The following is a 14,009-nucleotide window of genomic DNA, read 5'->3' on the forward strand; positions in this document are numbered from 1 at the left end:
GGCCCGGCCGCGTCAACGGTGGCGCGCCGTCAGCTGGCCCTGGGCGTAGGGGTCGGCTTCGGGTAGGTAGGGGCCGCCGTGGCCGGCGAGGAGGTCGGTGATCCGATGCCATTCCGCCAGGGCCGCCCTGGTGGGCGCGTCGGCGCCGGCCGGGTCGTCGACCCCGTCCAGCAGGCGCTCCAGCTCGGCCGCCGCCTGGTGGTGGCGCATGCCGGTGGCCTCGGCCCGTACCCGGTCGCGGGCCTCGGCCTCGCCCGGTGCCGGCTCGTGCGGCTCCAGTACGGCTTCGACGGCGGCCTCTGTTTCGTCGGACATGACGCCCGCCCCCTCTCCCTTGCCTGCGGCCCCCTTACCCCGAAGACGCGCTGGCAACCAGGTTCGTGCGACGGGGGCCTGATGGAGCAGCCTCGGCTGCGGAACGGCCCCGGGGATGGTGGCATCGGTGGGATGAGAGATCCCTTCGGCTGTGAAGAGCCGGCACTCCTGGCGCGTACGGGTACCGCGGACCGGGCCGAGGCCCGCCGTACCGTGGCTTCCCGTGCCACCAGCAGCGAGGACCTGGAGATACTGCTGGACATGCTCGGCCTGTCGCCGGCGGACGACCCGCCGACCGGCCGCGACCGCTGAGCGCCGGGCCGGACCGGCGCGGGCCCGACGCGATGCCGTCCCGTCGATCCGGCGCGGGCCCGCGGCCCGGTCCGCATCCGCCGCATCCGCTGACCCGTCGCACCCGTTGACCCGCCCGTCGCCGTCACGCCGGGAAAAGGTTGCCCGGACGGGTGGTGTCGGCGGGCCGGTGCGGGGCAGGCGAGGCGGCGGGGCGGGGACGCCCCGGCCGCCGGCGACTGCCGGCGGTACGACCCGAAGCCGAAGGAGCTTGCTGATGTCGCAGGTCAAGGAGTCCATCGAGGTCGGCGTGCCGGTGACGACGGCCTACAACCAGTGGACGCAGTTCGAATCGTTCCCGCAGTTCATGGAGGGCGTGGAGCGGATCGAGCAGCGCGGCGACACGCTCACGCACTGGGTGACGAAGATCGCCGGGGTGGAGCGGGAGTTCGACGCGGAGATCACCGAGCAGGTCCCGGACCTGAAGGTCGCCTGGGTGACCGTGGGCGGGGAGACCGAGCAGTCGGGCCTGGTCACCTTCCGGCCGATCGACCCGGCCCGCACGGAGGTGACGCTGATGATGGACTTCGATCCCGAGGGGATGGCGGAGAACATCGGTGACAAGCTGGGCTTCGTCGACCGGCAGGTCAAGGGCGACCTGAAGCGGTTCAAGCACTTCATCGAGGAGCGCGGCACGGCGACGGGCGCCTGGCGCGGCAACGTCTGACGGGCCCTCCACCCACCCGCCGTCAGTCCGCCGCGCTCCGGGTCAGGCTGGCCATGGGGGAGCGGAAGGTCCAGCCGAGGGCCTCGTACAGGGCCCTGCCGTCGGGCGTGCCCACCAGCACCCCGTCCCGCGCCCCCGCTTCCCACGCGGCGTTCTGCAACGTGCGCATCACCAGGGCGCCCAGGCCCCGGCGCCGCTGGTCCGGGGCGGTCTCGATCTGGTCCGGCACCGCGACGCGGCCGGCCAGGCCCGCCTGACCCCGGGCGGCGAGCCGGCCGTCCCCGGCGCGGACCAGGACCTTGAGCACCCCGCCCCGGCTCCAGGTCGTCACGGTGTACCCGGCCGGCGGCGGCCCGGGTGAGACCGGGGCGAGGGGCAGGGTCATCAGGAAGCCGGCGACGTCCGCCTCCCACGCGTCCCCCGCCCAGGGCCGCACCACCTCGTCCGGGGCGAAGAGCTTGAGCCAGGTCCCCGGCGGGGCGGTGGCGGCCAGCCGGCGCACGTCGGCCTCCGCCGGCACGGGCAGTACGTGCCGCGCGACCTCCCTCGTCACCCCGACGGCGATGGTCCACCCCCACGGTTCGCCGACGGGATCGGCCGCGCCGCGGGAAACGGTCCAGCCGTCGACCCACTGCCGCACCCATCCGATGAGCCGGTCCTCGGACATGCTTCCCCCCGCCTGTAATGATCCCCGAACGATAAGGATCATTACACAACTTCTCTTACGCGGAAGGGGAGAGCTGTTCGCGTACCCATGCGGGGTCGGGGTTGGTCCGGGGCCGGCCCGCCACGACGACGGTCGGCACCGTTTCGTTGCCGTCATTGGCGGCCCTCACCGCCGCGGCCCCCGCCGGGTCGCGCCAGATGTCGACCCAGTGCGCCCGCCGGGCGCTGCGGCCCAGCCGGATGCGCAGGCGTATGCAGTACTTGCAGCCCGGCCGCCAGAAGACGACCGGCCGGCCGTCGACCGCGCTGCGGCGCCGTGCCTCCTCGGCACCGATCGACGGCGGGAAGATCAGGGGCGAGTTGACGCCGGCGAGCGCCAGGAACACGAGGAAGAGCGCCGTGGCCGTGCCGGGGCTGCCGTCGAGCAGCTGCCCGGCCGCGACGCCCGAGCCGCCGAGTACGAGCAGCATCGGCATGATCCAAGCGCGCGTCATGGTGCGCATGGTATGCCGTCTCGCCGCCCCCCTGCCCCCGTGCCCTCCTGACCGCCCGACCCGGCGCGCGCTACTTCCCGGGGCCCGTGCGGCGTTGTCGGCCGCTCGTGTGCCGGAGGCGGGCCGTTTCGTCGAGGAGGCTGGTGATGCGGTCCGCGAGGGTGGGGTCGTCCGGGCGTACGTACGGTTCGGCGGCCGTCAGCGGATCCACCAGGTCGGCGGGGTCGCTGCCGGCGAGGGCGGCCCGAACCTGGCCCAGGGACGCGCGGCCGGGGGCGTCGGGCGGGGTGAGGGCGGTGACCTGGCCGGCGAGCTGGCGCAGGTCGGCGGCGTGGTCACGGGCCCACGTGTCCACCGCGCGCTGCGCGGCGCGCCCGTCGCGGGTGGCCTGGACGCGCTGTTCGCCGGTGCTGCCCTCGGCGCCGGGACGCAGCCGCAGGTAGCGGCGTTCGGCGGCCTGGCGGCTGGCCACGCCGAGCGGGGCGGCGAGGTCGGCCCAGCTGGCGCCGGCCGCCCGCGCGGTCTCGATCAGGCCGGACTCCCAGCCCGCGAGCTGCTCGCGCACCTCGCGCAGGAGCAGGAGGGCGGCCAGGGCCTCCCGCGGATCGCTGGGCGTGTTGCCGGCCGGGGCGTGGGCGTCCCCGAGTTCCCGTTCGATGGCGGCCAGGGCGGCCGCGGCCGCCAGGAAGGACGCCGGCGACCCGGCGGACCGGGGGCCGGGCGGGGGAGCAGCGGGCACGTCGCCTCCAGGAGGGGGGATGTCATCCATTCGATGCCGGATGTGGTTGTCATCGTTTCGATGACATGTTACAACGGAGGTGCCTGAAGCGCACTGGCACCCGATGCAGACCGATCAGGAGGTTCCCATGCTGATGCGCACCGACCCCTTCCGTGAGCTCGACCGCCTCACCCAGCAGCTGACGGGCCCGGGGACCTGGTCGAAGCCGTCCGCCATGCCGATGGACGCCTACCGCGACGGCGACGCGTACGTGATCGCCTTCGACGTTCCGGGTGTGGCCAAGGACGCGATCGACATCGACGTCGAGCGGAACATGCTCACGGTCAAGGCCGAACGCCGGCCGACCGCGAAGTCGGACCAGGCCCAGATGGAGCTCTCCGAGCGGCCGCTCGGGGTGTTCTCCCGTCAGGTCATGCTGGCCGACACCCTCGACACCGAGCACATCACCGCGGACTACGAGGCGGGCGTGCTGACCCTGCGGATCCCGATCGCCGAGCGCGCCAAGCCGCGCAAGGTCGCCATCGGCGACGGCAGCATCAAGCAGATCGCCGGCTGACGCCCCGGCGGGCCGCGGCCACCACCGCGGCCCCCGCCACCGCGGCCACCGCCACCGGCCGGGGGCGGGAGGATTCCCCTCCCCTCCTCCCGCCCCCGCCGGGCGCCGCCCCGGCCCTCCCTCCCCCGCGAGCCACGCCCCAATCCTGGAGGCACGCGTCATGACCCTGCGCTGGGACGCCTTCATCGAGCGCGTACAAGACCGCGGTGAGTACGCCTCCCGCGCGGAAGCCGACCGCGCCGCCCGCGTGGTCCTCGCCCTCCTGGGCGCCCACCTCGTCGGCGAGGACCGCGCCCGCGTCGCCGCCCGGCTTCCCGAGGTGTACGCGCTGATCCTGCTCAACCCGCTGGAGGCGTACGAGCCGCTGGACGCGCAGCGGTTCGTCCGCGCCACCGCCGCGTGGATCGAGGGCGCGACGGAGGCCACCGCGGCCTGGGACGTCAGCGCGGTGCTGAGCGTCGTCGCCGACGCCATCGACGACGACCTGCTCCAACGACTCCTCCTCCAGCTCCCCCCGGGGTACGACCTCCTCTTCGGCCACCCCGGCCCCGCCTGACCCACCCCCGACGCCCCGACGCCGACCCACCCCCGCCCCCCGCCGCCATCGACAGGAAAGGCAGCAGTCCCGTGTTCGACCAGGCCGAACTCCGCCGGCCCGCACCGGCGATGACGTACGAGCAGTTGCTGGAAGCGGTGCGATACGAGGGTGCCTACCCCGACACCGCGCGCGCGGACGAGGCCGTCCGCCGCGTCCTGGCGGGGCTCGGCCGGCGGCTCACCGGTGACGAACGGGTCGACCTGGCCGCCCGGCTGCCGACGGAGGCCGCCCTCGTCCTGACCGCCCAGGTGCCCGCCTTCGACGAGCTGACCGGCTGGGGCTTCGTCAAGGACCTGGCCACCCGCGCCGGCACCAGCCAGGCCGTCGCCCGCTGGGAGACCGGAGCCGTCCTCGCCGTCGTCGCCCGCCTCGCCGGCCCCGACCTCCTCGCCCGCGTCCTGCGCAGCCTCCCCAGCGGCTACGCCCTCCTCTTCGGCCAGGCCGACCTCACCGTCCGCCCCGCGGCCTGACGCATCACGCGGGCGCCGGCCCCGCGCCGGGCGTTGCTCCGCGGCCCCACGGCCGCCGCACCCTACGCTGGACCCCGTGGCGGAACGGGTGACGGACGCGGTGGACACGGCGACGGCCACGGCGCACCTCAAGGAGCGGCTCTACGCGACGATCACCATGATCTCCGTCGTCATCGGTCTCGCGGGCACCGGCCACCCGGGCACCGCCGGGGCCGCGGCCACCATCGGGACCGCCGCGGTGGGGCTGTGGCTGGCCGCCCTCGTCGCCGACCAGCAGGCCCACCGCGTCACCCACGGCGCCCTCGCCCGGGGACGGGACCTTCGCCTCATGCTCTTCGTCAGCAGCCCCCTGCTGCTGTCGGCGGTGGGCCCGCTCCTCCTGATCGGCGTCTCGGCCCTGGGCGCGATGCATCTGAAGACGGCGCTGTACACGGCAGCCGGCGTCAACATCGCCACCCTCTTCGCCTGGGGCTGCTACGGCGGCCTCCGGATGGGCGCGGGAACCGCCCTCGCGCTGTTCGCCGGCGCGATCGACGCGGCGATCGGCACGGCGGTCGCGGCGGTCAAGGCCGCCACCGGCCACTGACCCCCGACGTCAAGCGCACCGCCCCGCAACCACCCGTTCGTGCCGGGCCGCCCGGATGCGCAGGCGGCGGACCCTCCCGCCGTGTGATCATCCGGGCGAGCCGTGGCCGGTGAGCCCGCGGGCGGACCCCGCCGACGGCCACCCGGCAGGGAAGGACAGCGCGTGAGCCTGACCCCGTACCGAGCGATCCGGCATCCCCGCCCGCCCGGCATCGACACCCTGCGCCGCACGGCGCGGTCCGGGCTGGCCGCGGTCCCCGACCCGCGGCACCGCGCCATGGTGGCCGGCCTGCTGGATTCCGGCCTCCTCGACGGGCTGGTCGCGTTCGCGGGCGCGTACGAGCCGGACGTCGACCGGGCCGCCGTACGGACCCGGGCCGGCCTGCTGGCCGCAGAGCTGGAAGCCTTCGGCCTCGCCGTCCCGGCCGCGACGATCCGCACCATCACCCTCATGCGCAGCCTGATGGTGCCGGTCGCCGACGCCGGCCTCGCCTTCGCGCTCGACCGTGTCTGGGTGTTCGGCACCCACCTCGACGACCTGTGCAGCCGCGAGCCGGCCGAGGCCGCGGCGGTCCTGCGGGAGGCCCTGCTGCCCGAGCGGACCGCGACCCGGCCGACCACCCGATACCTGCGGCACGCGTTCGCGGGGATCGCGCCGTTCTGCGACCCCACGTTCCTGGCCGTCTACCGGGCCTTCCTGCACGACGCCCTCGTCGGCGTGCTGATGGAGGCGGAGTTCACGCCCGACGTCTCCGACGGCGTCGACAGCGACTTCGTCCGCGCCTACAACGGCTTCTCGCAGTTCTGGTTCGTCTCGCTGCAGTTCACCGACCCCTGCCTGGAGGCCCGTACGCACCGGGCGTTCTGGGCGGCGTCACTGTGCTCCGGCGTGGCGTTCCTGAACGACCTCAACGACGTGCTGTCGTCCTACAAGGAGGCGGTCGACGGGGCCGACTTCGTCCGCAGCAGGCTCTACCGCGGCAGCGTCCGCGAGGGGACCGCGTACCCGGCGGTCGCCCGCCGCACCCTTGACAGCGGGCTGTCCGCCCGCGACCGCATCCTCGGCCTCGCCACCGACGACCAGCGTCCGCACCTGGAGCGCTACACGGCCGGCTACGTCTACTTCCACCTCCGGTGCCGCCGCTACCGCTGGAACGACATCCACCCGGAGCTCACGCCGATCGACACCTGACCTCCCGGCCCGCCGGTCAGCCCGCCACGCGGGCCATCCAGGCCTCGACCTCGTCCGCCGAGCGCGGCAGGTCCGCCGACAGGTTCTCGTGGCCGTCGACGGTCACCAGCAGGTCGTCCTCGATGCGGACGCCGATGCCCCGCCACTCCTGCGGCACCGTGAGGTCGTCCGGCTGGAAGTACAGGCCCGGCTCCACCGTGAGGACCATGCCCGGCTCCAGCACGCCCTCGACGTACTCCTCCGTCCGGGCCTGGGCGCAGTCGTGGACGTCCAGGCCGAGCATGTGCCCGGTGCCGGCCATGGTGAAGCGGCGCTGCAGGCCCAGCTCGTACGCGCGGTCCGCCGGGCCCTCGATGAAGCCCCACTCGACGAGCTTCCCCGCCAGGTACCGCTGCGCCGCCACGTGGAAGTCGCGGTAGGCCGCCCCCGGCTTCACGGCGGCGAACCCGGCCTCCTGGGCCTCGAACACCGCGTCGTACACCCGGCGCTGCACGGGCGTGAACGTGCCGCTGATCGGCAGGGTGCGCGTGACGTCGGCGGTGTAGAGGGTGTGGGTCTCCACGCCCGCGTCCAGCAGGAGCAGGTCGCCGGGGCGTACCGGGCCGTCGTTGTCCGTCCAGTGCATGATCGTGGCGTGGTCGCCCGCGGCGCAGATCGAGCCGTATCCGACGGAGTTGCCCTCCAGCCGTGCCCGGCGGAAGAAGGTGCCCTCGATCCACCGCTCGGAGGAGGCCACCGCCCGCGAGAGCTCGCCGACGCAGTCGGTGAAACCGCGCACGGTGGAGTCGACCGCCTTGCGCATCTCGCCGATCTCCCAGGCGTCCTTGACGAGCCGGAGCCCGCTCAGCGCCTCCTCCAGCTCGGCGTCGCGCCCGGCGTCGGTGGTGACCGCGGCCTCCAGCGCCGGGTCCACGCCGCGCACGATGCGCGTGGGGACGTCGGGCGCGGCGGCCAGGTCGCCCACCGCCGTGCGGACGTCGCGGCAGGACAGCCCGAGCACGCCTTCCGACTCGGCGAGGGAGCGGCGACGGCCCATCCACAGCTCGGCGGTGTAGCCCAGCCAGAACTCGTCGGTGTCCCGGCCGTCGCGGGGCAGGAGGTAGCAGTACGCGTCGTGGCCGCCGTCCGGGCGGGGCTCCAGGACGAGCGCGCCGTCACGGGCCCGGTCCCCGGTCATGTGGACGTAACCGGAGTACGGGCGGAACGGGTAGGGGTCGTCGTTCGAGCGGGTCTTGAGGTTGCCGGACGGGACCACCAGCCGCTCCCCGGGGAAGCGCGCGGAGAGCGCGGCGCGGCGCAGGGCCGCGTACGGGGCCTGCTCGTCGAGCGGGAGGCCGCGGCGTTCGGTGTCCGCCCAGCCCGTCTTCATCAGAGCGGACAGTTCCCCGGAGATCTCCGGGTAGAGGCCGTTCTTGCGTGCGTTCGCCACGTCGTGCTCCTTCTTCCGGACGGGTCCGACCACCGGGAGGCCCCGGCGCTGCCCGGACGGTACTGCGGCCGCGCGCCCCCGGGAGGCCCTGTCGTGCCAGTGGCACTGATCGGCCATCCGGGCCCCGGGGCCGTCGATAATGCGGGCATGGCGAACGCGAAACTCGACGAGGCCCTGCGGATGCTGGGGATCGGCCCCGCAGCGGGCCGTGTGTACCTGTCACTCCTGGAACTGGCCCCCGCACCGCTCGCCGACATCGGACGGGCGGCCGGGCTGGAGCGCGGCGAGAGCGCCGCGGCGTACGCCGAGCTCGTCGACGCCGGGCTGGCCGGCGCCGCCGAGGAGGGCGCGGACGTGGTGGCGCCGGTCCCGCCCGCCGCCGGCCTGGAGGTCCTCGCCCGGCACCGCGCGGCCGAGCTGGAGGCCTCCCGCATCACCGTGGGCGGCGCGTTCGAATCGTTCCGCCGCCGGCGGCTCACGGCGTACGACGACCACCTCGTGGAGGTGGTCACCGGTGACGCCGTCGGCCCGAGGCTCCGCCAGGCCTGGGCCAGCGCCCGCGAGCAGATCCGCCAGCTCGAATCGCCGCCCTACTTCCCGCACACCGAGGCCCTCGACGACGCGCTGGCCACCCTCGCGCGCGGGGTGAGGCAGCGGGTCGTCTACTCGAAGGCGTCGCTGGAGACGCCCGGGCGGCTGGAGACGGCCATCGAGCCGTGCATCGAGGCGGGCGAGCAGGCCCGGGTGGCGCCGGCGGTGCCGGTCAAGCTGCTGATCATCGACGAGGCGTACGCGCTGGTGTCCCTGTCGATCCGGGAGGCCGACGTGCACAACACGACGCTGGTGGTGCAGCCGTGCGGCCTGCTCTCGGCACTGGTCGCCCTCTTCGAGCAGACCTGGCAGCAGGCCCTGCCCTTCCACGGCCGCGCCACCCGCCCGGCCGGCCTGCCGCCCGCCGACCGCCGGCTGCTCCGCCTCCTCGCCGGCGGCGCGGGCGACGAGGTCATCGCCCGCGAACTGGGCATCAGCCGCCGCACCTTCTTCCGCCGGCTCCAGATCCTGATGGCCCGCCTGGGCGCCGAGAACCGCTTCCAGATGGCCCTCCAGGCCCAGCGCAACGGCTGGCTCTGACCCCGGCCCGGCGCCGGGCCTCCCGGACCGGGAGCGCACCGGCGGGCGCCGTGTGATGATGTCCGTCCAGTCCGGGGAGGCGAGGGTGGCGAGCAGGGGCGCGCGACGGGCCGCGGGCGTGCTGACCGCGGTCTGCATGGCGCTGTTCCTGGGCCCCGGCGCACCGGCCGGCGGCGCCCCCCTCGGCGGGGCCGCCCGGGAGGCCGTACCGGACCGGGTCGGCACGTGGAACCTCTGCAATCCGTGCGGCGGGACCGGGCTCGACTTCGGTCGCGCGAAGGAGATCGCCACGATCGCGCCCCAGGTCATCGGCCTGCAGGAGGCGTGCGTACGCGACGTCGAGCAGATCCGCCGACACCTGGAGGCGACCTACGGGCTGGTCTACCGGGTCGAGTACGGGACGGTCCTGCGCAACTGGAACCGCTGCGGGGGGCTGCCGTGGCGGCCGGGCGGCTTCGGCCAGGCGATCCTGTCGGCCGCGCCGATGACGGAACCGGTGAGCGTCGTCTATCCCGACGGCGGGTCCGAGGCGCGCGGATACCTGGCCGTCACCACGCTGGTGGGCGGCCGTCCCGTCCGCGTCTTCAACACCCACCTCGCCGAGCGCCGGCAGCCGCAGGCGCGGGCGGGCCAGGTACGGGTACTCGCCGCGGACGTCGCCCGGCACGACCGCGCGATCGTCCTCGGCGACTTCAACGCCGTGCCGGACGCGCCGGAACTCGGCCCGATGTGGGCCCTGGCCACGGACACGGACCCGGGCTGCCGCCCCTCGACCGCCGACGCCGACGCCGATGCCGTTGCCCGAGCCGACTCCGAGGCCTGCGCGGCGACCACCGACTGGAACAGCACGTTCGACTACGTGTTCCTGCGCGGCACCACCCCGCGCGCGCACCACGTCCGCCCCAGCCCGTACTCGGACCACCACGTGCTGTACGCCGACCTGAACCGGGACTGAAGGTCAGCCCCGCACGTGCAGCCCGAACCCCGTACGGCCCGACGGCTCCAGGCCCTCCTTCAGGTGCAGCGAGGGGATCGCGTAGTCACCGAAGTTCTGCCGCCTGAACGCGATCGGCTCCGTCGACTCCAGCGTGAGGAGCCGCTGTTCCCACGCCGCGGCGGCCTCCGCGAAGTCCGCGCCGGTCATCCGGTCGGCGCCGTACAGCACGAACGGCGGCAGCACCTCGATGCCCGGGTAGTAGAGGATGCCGTGCTGGAACGGGAACAGCAGGTCGTCGATGGGGCCGTTGATCCCGCGAGCGGCGTAGTGCGACTCCGGGCCGCCGGTGGTCACCGACAGCAGGGCCCTCCTGCCCGCGAGGGTGCCCTCGCCGAAGCGCTCGCCGTACTTGGTGTCGCTGTGCTCGCCGACGCCGTACGCGAAACGGTAGGTGAACACCCGGTCCACCCATCCCTTGAGGATCGCGGGCATCGTGTACCACCACAGCGGGAACTGGAAGATGATCGTGTCGGCCCACAGCAGCTTCTCCTGCTCGGCGAGGACGTCCGGGGTGAGCGTTCCGGCGTCGAAGGCCCGGCCCGAGTCCAGGGCGACCTTCAGCGGACTCGACGCCTCGGGGCCGTAGTCGGCGGCGTCCACGACGGCCTTCCAGTTCATCGCGTACAGGTCGCTCACCCGCACCTCGTGCCCCGCGGCCTCCAGCGTGGACACCGCGAGGTCCTTGAGGGAGCTGTTGAGCGACGTGGGCTCCGGGTGGGCGTGGACGATCAGCGTCTTCACGGGAACTCCTTGGGATCGGGCTGCATTTCGACTGCCTCTCGGCTGCCTTCGATCCTGGCCGCCGCGGCGGCCGGCGTTCAGGGGCGCCGCTTCCGTCGGACGGGGCTTCCTGGTAACGGCAGTACCACCCTCACCGGCACCCTCACCGGCGGAGCAGCGGCCATACTGGGGCCATGGACGATCTCGCTGGCTTCCTGCGGACCCGGCGCGCCCGGGTCGATCCGGCCGCCGTCGGCATACCCACCGACCACCGCCGCCGGGTCGAAGGGCTGCGCCGCGAAGAGGTCGCGCACCTGTCCGGCGTCAGCGTCGACTACTACGTGCGCCTGGAGCAGGGCCGCGCGACCCAGCCCTCCGACCAGGTCCTCGACGCGCTCGCCCGCGTCCTCGGCCTCGACGACACCGAACGCGGGCACCTCTGCCGCCTCGCCCGGCAGCGCGGCCGCCGGGCCAACGCGCCGGGCGGCCGGGTCCGGCCGGAGCTGCTGCGCATCCTCTCCCTGGTCGCCGACGCACCCGCGCTGATCATGAACCACCGGCTGGACGTGCTCGCCGGGAACCGTCTCGCCGAGCTCCTCTTCGGCCTTCCGATGCCGGGCCCGAACATCGCCCGGCACCTCTTCCTGGAGGAGGCCGAGGGCGAGCGCAGCCTCTACGGGAACTGGGAGAACTGCACCCTCGACGTGGTCGGGCACCTGCGCCTGGCCGCGGGCAAGTACCCGGACGACCCGCGCCTGGCCTCACTCGTCGGCGAGCTGGCGATGGGCAGCGAGCGCTTCCGCCGCCTCTGGGCCCGCGCGGACGTACGCGCCCGCACCCATGGCACCAAGGCGTACCGGCACCCCCTGGTCGGACTGCTGGAACTGCACCAGGAGAACTTCGCCCTGCCGGACGGATCCGGCACCGAGCTCGTGGTGCTGTCGGCGGCTCCCGGCAGCCCGGCGGAGGACGGACTGCGCCTGCTCGCGGGCCTGGACGCCGACACCGCCGACGCCCGCCCCCCGCTGAGCGCCCGCACCCGAGACTGACCCGAGCCCCCTCCGTCCCCCCTCCTCCCTCCTCGTCGAACCCCTCTCCCGGCGCCCCGGCGACGGCTACCGTGGGCGTACGACCCGCATGGAGGAGCCCGTGAGCGCGCACCCCGAGGAAGCCCCCGCCCCGCCCGCCCCGGCCGCCGCCGCCCAACTCCTGGCCCGGCTGCGCGACGACCGCCGCGCCGACACCTGGGTGCCGGCCTTCGACCGGGACTGGGCCAAGGCCCTGGAGGACTCGCGCCACACCTACAGCCTCACCCCGCTCCACGACGTCGTGCGCAGCTGGCAACTGCGCGTCGCCGCGGCCCCCGCCGTGGACGCGTACATGGACTCGGGCCGCGACGAGACCGCCTTCGTGGACGTGGACGACATCCTGGGCACCCGCCGGTGACCGGTCGGCCCTGGGCGGTGCGCCTGTCCCCGCAGGCCGCGAAGGTCCTCACCGCGCTCCCCGAGCACGCGAAGGAGATGGTCCGCGACGTCCTGGACATCGCGGTGCGCTCCCCGTGGGGCTGGCCCCAGTGGAACACCGGTGACCCGGAGGGCGAAGACGTCCGCGCCGCGTCCGTCGGCCACCTCTCCGTCGTCTACGTCATCAACCGACTCACCCGCCACCTGTCCATCCTGGACATCGTCTGGCTCGGCTGAGCCCCGCGCCCTCCGGTCGGCGGTCGGCGGTCGGCGGTCGGCTACGCTGCCGTAGCCGCGCGCCAGGGGAGGCCGCGGGGGGAGGGAATCATGGAGCACGACCTGGCTGTCCGGGCAGCCGAGAGACAGCTGTGTCCCGCGTGCGCGGAACCACTCGTCGCCACCGACGAGCGGTTCCCCCGCTGGTGCGCGGCCTGCGACTGGAACGTGGACCCCGTTGCCCCGGACTCCGAACCGGGCCGTCTCGCCGCGGCACGGCGCCGTCTGGCACGGCGGCACGGAGAGGAGCTCGCGGCCGCCATGTCCGGCGGAGGGGCGGGCCGGCCGCGGCGTGACGCCGCATCCCTCCTCGCCCTCGGGATCGCCCTGCTGGTCCACGGCGTCACCCTGGCGCTGGCCGTGGCGGGGCTGCTCCTGGTCGTGCTGGGGTGGGAGACCGTGGTCCAGCCGATCGCCGGCGTCGTCCTGCTCGTGGTCGCCTTCGTCCTGCGGCCGCGGACGCACCGGATCCCGCAGGACGGGCCCGTCCTGTACCGGGCCGACGCGCCCCGGCTGTTCGAGCTGATCGACGACGTGGCCGCCGTCACCGGCACCACCGGCGTGCACGCCGTGGTGGTCGGAAGCGACGTCAACGCCGCGGTGGCGGCGTACGGCCGGCGCCAGCGCCGCATGCTGTTCCTCGGGCTCGGCCTGTGGGAGGTCCTCACACCGCCGGAACGCGTCGCCCTGCTGGGCCACGAGCTCGGGCACTTCGCCCACGGTGACATCCGGCACGGGCTGCTCATCCGCCAGGCGCTGCGTTCCCTGGCCCTGTGGGTGGACACACTGGCGCCCAGCCGCGCGACCACCGTATGGGACACGCTGTTCAACATCCTGACCTACCTGCCCCGCTGCGCGGCGTACGGCCTGCTGGCACTGCTCGACCATCTGACCCTGCGCGCCGCTCAGCGCGCCGAGTACGAGGCCGACCTGAGCGCGGCACGGGCCGGCTCGACCGGCGGCGCGGTGGGGCTGATGGAACGGCTCCTCGTCGCCGACTCCGTCCAGACGCTGATGCGGCGGGAGTCGGTGGCCGCCCGGATGACGGGCGGAGCGGCCGGCCGGGCAGCCCGGGAAGCCGCCGAGCGCGGACTGTGGGAGCGGCTGACCTCGCACGTGTCGTCCATCCCCGCCCATGAGTACGAGCGGCTGCTCCGGGTCTCCGCACGGCGCGGGCACGGCGTGGACGACACCCACCCGCCGACGCACCTGCGCCTGCAGTGCCTGGCGCGGAGCGAGCCCCGGTCCGCTCGGGTCGACCTCGGCGACGAGCGGGCCGCGGCGATCGCCGCGGAGCTCGCCGCGGCCCGGACCGCGGTGGCCCGGCAGGTCGTCAGGGCCGACCTCCGCTGAGGGG

Annotated in this window: 19 protein-coding genes; 13 read left to right on the forward strand and 6 right to left on the reverse strand. The window is 74.5% G+C overall.

The window, feature by feature from the left end; genetic code table 11:
• Positions 1-12: 12 nt before the first annotated feature.
• A complete protein-coding gene (locus ACZ5NJ_RS04230) occupies positions 13-315 on the reverse strand; it encodes a hypothetical protein (RefSeq protein WP_468762556.1) in 303 nt (100 codons plus the stop codon).
• A gap of 132 nt (positions 316-447) precedes the next feature.
• On the opposite strand from ACZ5NJ_RS04230, the gene ACZ5NJ_RS04235 reads away from it, so the two are divergent.
• Entirely contained in the window at positions 448-627 is a 180-nt protein-coding gene (locus tag ACZ5NJ_RS04235) for a hypothetical protein (RefSeq protein WP_468762558.1), read from the forward strand.
• A gap of 256 nt (positions 628-883) precedes the next feature.
• A complete protein-coding gene (locus tag ACZ5NJ_RS04240; protein WP_468762560.1) occupies positions 884-1,333 on the forward strand; it encodes an SRPBCC family protein in 450 nt (149 codons plus the stop codon).
• Between the two features lie 22 nt (positions 1,334-1,355).
• On the opposite strand, the gene ACZ5NJ_RS04245 is transcribed toward ACZ5NJ_RS04240, so the two are convergent.
• The 3 genes from ACZ5NJ_RS04245 to ACZ5NJ_RS04255 all read right to left on the reverse strand — a co-directional run bounded on the left by ACZ5NJ_RS04245 (position 1,356) and on the right by ACZ5NJ_RS04255 (position 3,232).
• Positions 1,356-2,000, reverse strand: coding sequence for a GNAT family N-acetyltransferase (locus ACZ5NJ_RS04245; protein WP_468762562.1), 645 nt, complete (start codon positions 1,998-2,000; stop codon positions 1,356-1,358).
• Between the two features lie 55 nt (positions 2,001-2,055).
• A complete protein-coding gene (locus ACZ5NJ_RS04250) occupies positions 2,056-2,493 on the reverse strand; it encodes a glutaredoxin domain-containing protein (protein WP_468762564.1) in 438 nt (145 codons plus the stop codon).
• Between the two features lie 70 nt (positions 2,494-2,563).
• Complete coding sequence (locus ACZ5NJ_RS04255; protein WP_468762566.1) at positions 2,564-3,232, reverse strand: HSP18 transcriptional regulator; 669 nt, start codon at positions 3,230-3,232, stop codon at positions 2,564-2,566.
• A 127-nt stretch (positions 3,233-3,359) separates the two neighbouring features.
• Between ACZ5NJ_RS04255 and ACZ5NJ_RS04260 the strand changes: the two genes are divergently transcribed.
• The 5 genes from ACZ5NJ_RS04260 to ACZ5NJ_RS04280 all read left to right on the forward strand — a co-directional run bounded on the left by ACZ5NJ_RS04260 (position 3,360) and on the right by ACZ5NJ_RS04280 (position 6,633).
• A complete protein-coding gene (locus tag ACZ5NJ_RS04260; protein WP_468762568.1) occupies positions 3,360-3,788 on the forward strand; it encodes an Hsp20/alpha crystallin family protein in 429 nt (142 codons plus the stop codon).
• 160 nt (positions 3,789-3,948) lie between these two features.
• On the forward strand, positions 3,949-4,344 hold the full coding sequence (locus tag ACZ5NJ_RS04265; protein ID WP_468762570.1) for a DUF2267 domain-containing protein: 396 nt from the start codon (positions 3,949-3,951) through the stop codon (positions 4,342-4,344).
• 71 nt (positions 4,345-4,415) lie between these two features.
• Entirely contained in the window at positions 4,416-4,856 is a 441-nt protein-coding gene (locus tag ACZ5NJ_RS04270) for a DUF2267 domain-containing protein (RefSeq protein WP_468762572.1), read from the forward strand.
• Positions 4,857-4,932: 76 nt separating this feature from the next.
• On the forward strand, positions 4,933-5,442 hold the full coding sequence (locus tag ACZ5NJ_RS04275) for a hypothetical protein (protein WP_468762574.1): 510 nt from the start codon (positions 4,933-4,935) through the stop codon (positions 5,440-5,442).
• Between the two features lie 162 nt (positions 5,443-5,604).
• Positions 5,605-6,633 (forward strand): hypothetical protein, encoded by a 1,029-nt coding sequence (locus ACZ5NJ_RS04280; protein ID WP_468762576.1) that lies wholly within the window; start codon positions 5,605-5,607, stop codon positions 6,631-6,633.
• 16 nt (positions 6,634-6,649) lie between these two features.
• On the opposite strand, the gene ACZ5NJ_RS04285 is transcribed toward ACZ5NJ_RS04280, so the two are convergent.
• Positions 6,650-8,062 (reverse strand): aminopeptidase P family protein, encoded by a 1,413-nt coding sequence (locus ACZ5NJ_RS04285; RefSeq protein WP_468762578.1) that lies wholly within the window; start codon positions 8,060-8,062, stop codon positions 6,650-6,652.
• A 147-nt stretch (positions 8,063-8,209) separates the two neighbouring features.
• Between ACZ5NJ_RS04285 and ACZ5NJ_RS04290 the strand changes: the two genes are divergently transcribed.
• Positions 8,210-9,193: a LuxR family transcriptional regulator gene (locus ACZ5NJ_RS04290; RefSeq protein WP_468762580.1), complete on the forward strand. Its 984-nt coding sequence runs from the start codon at positions 8,210-8,212 to the stop codon at positions 9,191-9,193.
• A gap of 58 nt (positions 9,194-9,251) precedes the next feature.
• Positions 9,252-10,148 (forward strand): endonuclease/exonuclease/phosphatase family protein, encoded by an 897-nt coding sequence (locus tag ACZ5NJ_RS04295; RefSeq protein WP_468763141.1) that lies wholly within the window; start codon positions 9,252-9,254, stop codon positions 10,146-10,148.
• A 3-nt stretch (positions 10,149-10,151) separates the two neighbouring features.
• Here the strand turns inward: ACZ5NJ_RS04295 and ACZ5NJ_RS04300 are convergent, their stop codons facing one another.
• Entirely contained in the window at positions 10,152-10,931 is a 780-nt protein-coding gene (locus tag ACZ5NJ_RS04300) for an NAD(P)H-dependent oxidoreductase (protein ID WP_468762582.1), read from the reverse strand.
• Positions 10,932-11,104: 173 nt separating this feature from the next.
• Between ACZ5NJ_RS04300 and ACZ5NJ_RS04305 the strand changes: the two genes are divergently transcribed.
• The 4 genes from ACZ5NJ_RS04305 (at position 11,105) to ACZ5NJ_RS04320 (ending at position 14,005) form a co-directional block, all read left to right on the forward strand.
• A complete protein-coding gene (locus ACZ5NJ_RS04305; protein ID WP_468762584.1) occupies positions 11,105-11,959 on the forward strand; it encodes a helix-turn-helix transcriptional regulator in 855 nt (284 codons plus the stop codon).
• A gap of 100 nt (positions 11,960-12,059) precedes the next feature.
• Positions 12,060-12,356: a DUF6247 family protein gene (locus ACZ5NJ_RS04310; RefSeq protein ID WP_468762586.1), complete on the forward strand. Its 297-nt coding sequence runs from the start codon at positions 12,060-12,062 to the stop codon at positions 12,354-12,356.
• Entirely contained in the window at positions 12,353-12,613 is a 261-nt protein-coding gene (locus ACZ5NJ_RS04315) for a hypothetical protein (RefSeq protein WP_468762588.1), read from the forward strand. Before ACZ5NJ_RS04310 ends, ACZ5NJ_RS04315 begins: the two co-directional genes overlap by 4 nt.
• A gap of 90 nt (positions 12,614-12,703) precedes the next feature.
• Positions 12,704-14,005 carry a M48 family metallopeptidase gene (locus ACZ5NJ_RS04320; RefSeq protein ID WP_468762590.1) on the forward strand — a complete coding sequence of 434 codons (1,302 nt, stop codon included), beginning with the start codon at positions 12,704-12,706 and terminating at the stop codon, positions 14,003-14,005.
• The last annotated feature ends 4 nt before the right edge of the window (positions 14,006-14,009 follow it).

This window comes from Streptomyces sp. NPDC032091 (assembly GCF_055580265.1).

Excerpts from the sequence above, each read along its gene's own strand:
- ACZ5NJ_RS04265 (WP_468762570.1), top strand. The coding sequence starts at position 3,949 with ATGACCCTGCGCTGGGACGCCTTCATCGAGCGCGTACAAGACCGCGGT.
- ACZ5NJ_RS04260 (WP_468762568.1), top strand. The coding sequence starts at position 3,360 with ATGCTGATGCGCACCGACCCCTTCCGTGAGCTCGACCGCCTCACCCAG.
- ACZ5NJ_RS04240 (WP_468762560.1), top strand. The coding sequence starts at position 884 with ATGTCGCAGGTCAAGGAGTCCATCGAGGTCGGCGTGCCGGTGACGACG.
- ACZ5NJ_RS04230 (WP_468762556.1), bottom strand. The coding sequence starts at position 315 with ATGTCCGACGAAACAGAGGCCGCCGTCGAAGCCGTACTGGAGCCGCAC.
- ACZ5NJ_RS04250 (WP_468762564.1), bottom strand. The coding sequence starts at position 2,493 with ATGACGCGCGCTTGGATCATGCCGATGCTGCTCGTACTCGGCGGCTCG.
- ACZ5NJ_RS04305 (WP_468762584.1), top strand. The coding sequence starts at position 11,105 with ATGGACGATCTCGCTGGCTTCCTGCGGACCCGGCGCGCCCGGGTCGAT.
- ACZ5NJ_RS04235 (WP_468762558.1), top strand. The coding sequence starts at position 448 with ATGAGAGATCCCTTCGGCTGTGAAGAGCCGGCACTCCTGGCGCGTACG.
- ACZ5NJ_RS04320 (WP_468762590.1), top strand. The coding sequence starts at position 12,704 with ATGGAGCACGACCTGGCTGTCCGGGCAGCCGAGAGACAGCTGTGTCCC.
- ACZ5NJ_RS04290 (WP_468762580.1), top strand. The coding sequence starts at position 8,210 with ATGGCGAACGCGAAACTCGACGAGGCCCTGCGGATGCTGGGGATCGGC.
- ACZ5NJ_RS04245 (WP_468762562.1), bottom strand. The coding sequence starts at position 2,000 with ATGTCCGAGGACCGGCTCATCGGATGGGTGCGGCAGTGGGTCGACGGC.
- ACZ5NJ_RS04295 (WP_468763141.1), top strand. The coding sequence starts at position 9,252 with ATGTCCGTCCAGTCCGGGGAGGCGAGGGTGGCGAGCAGGGGCGCGCGA.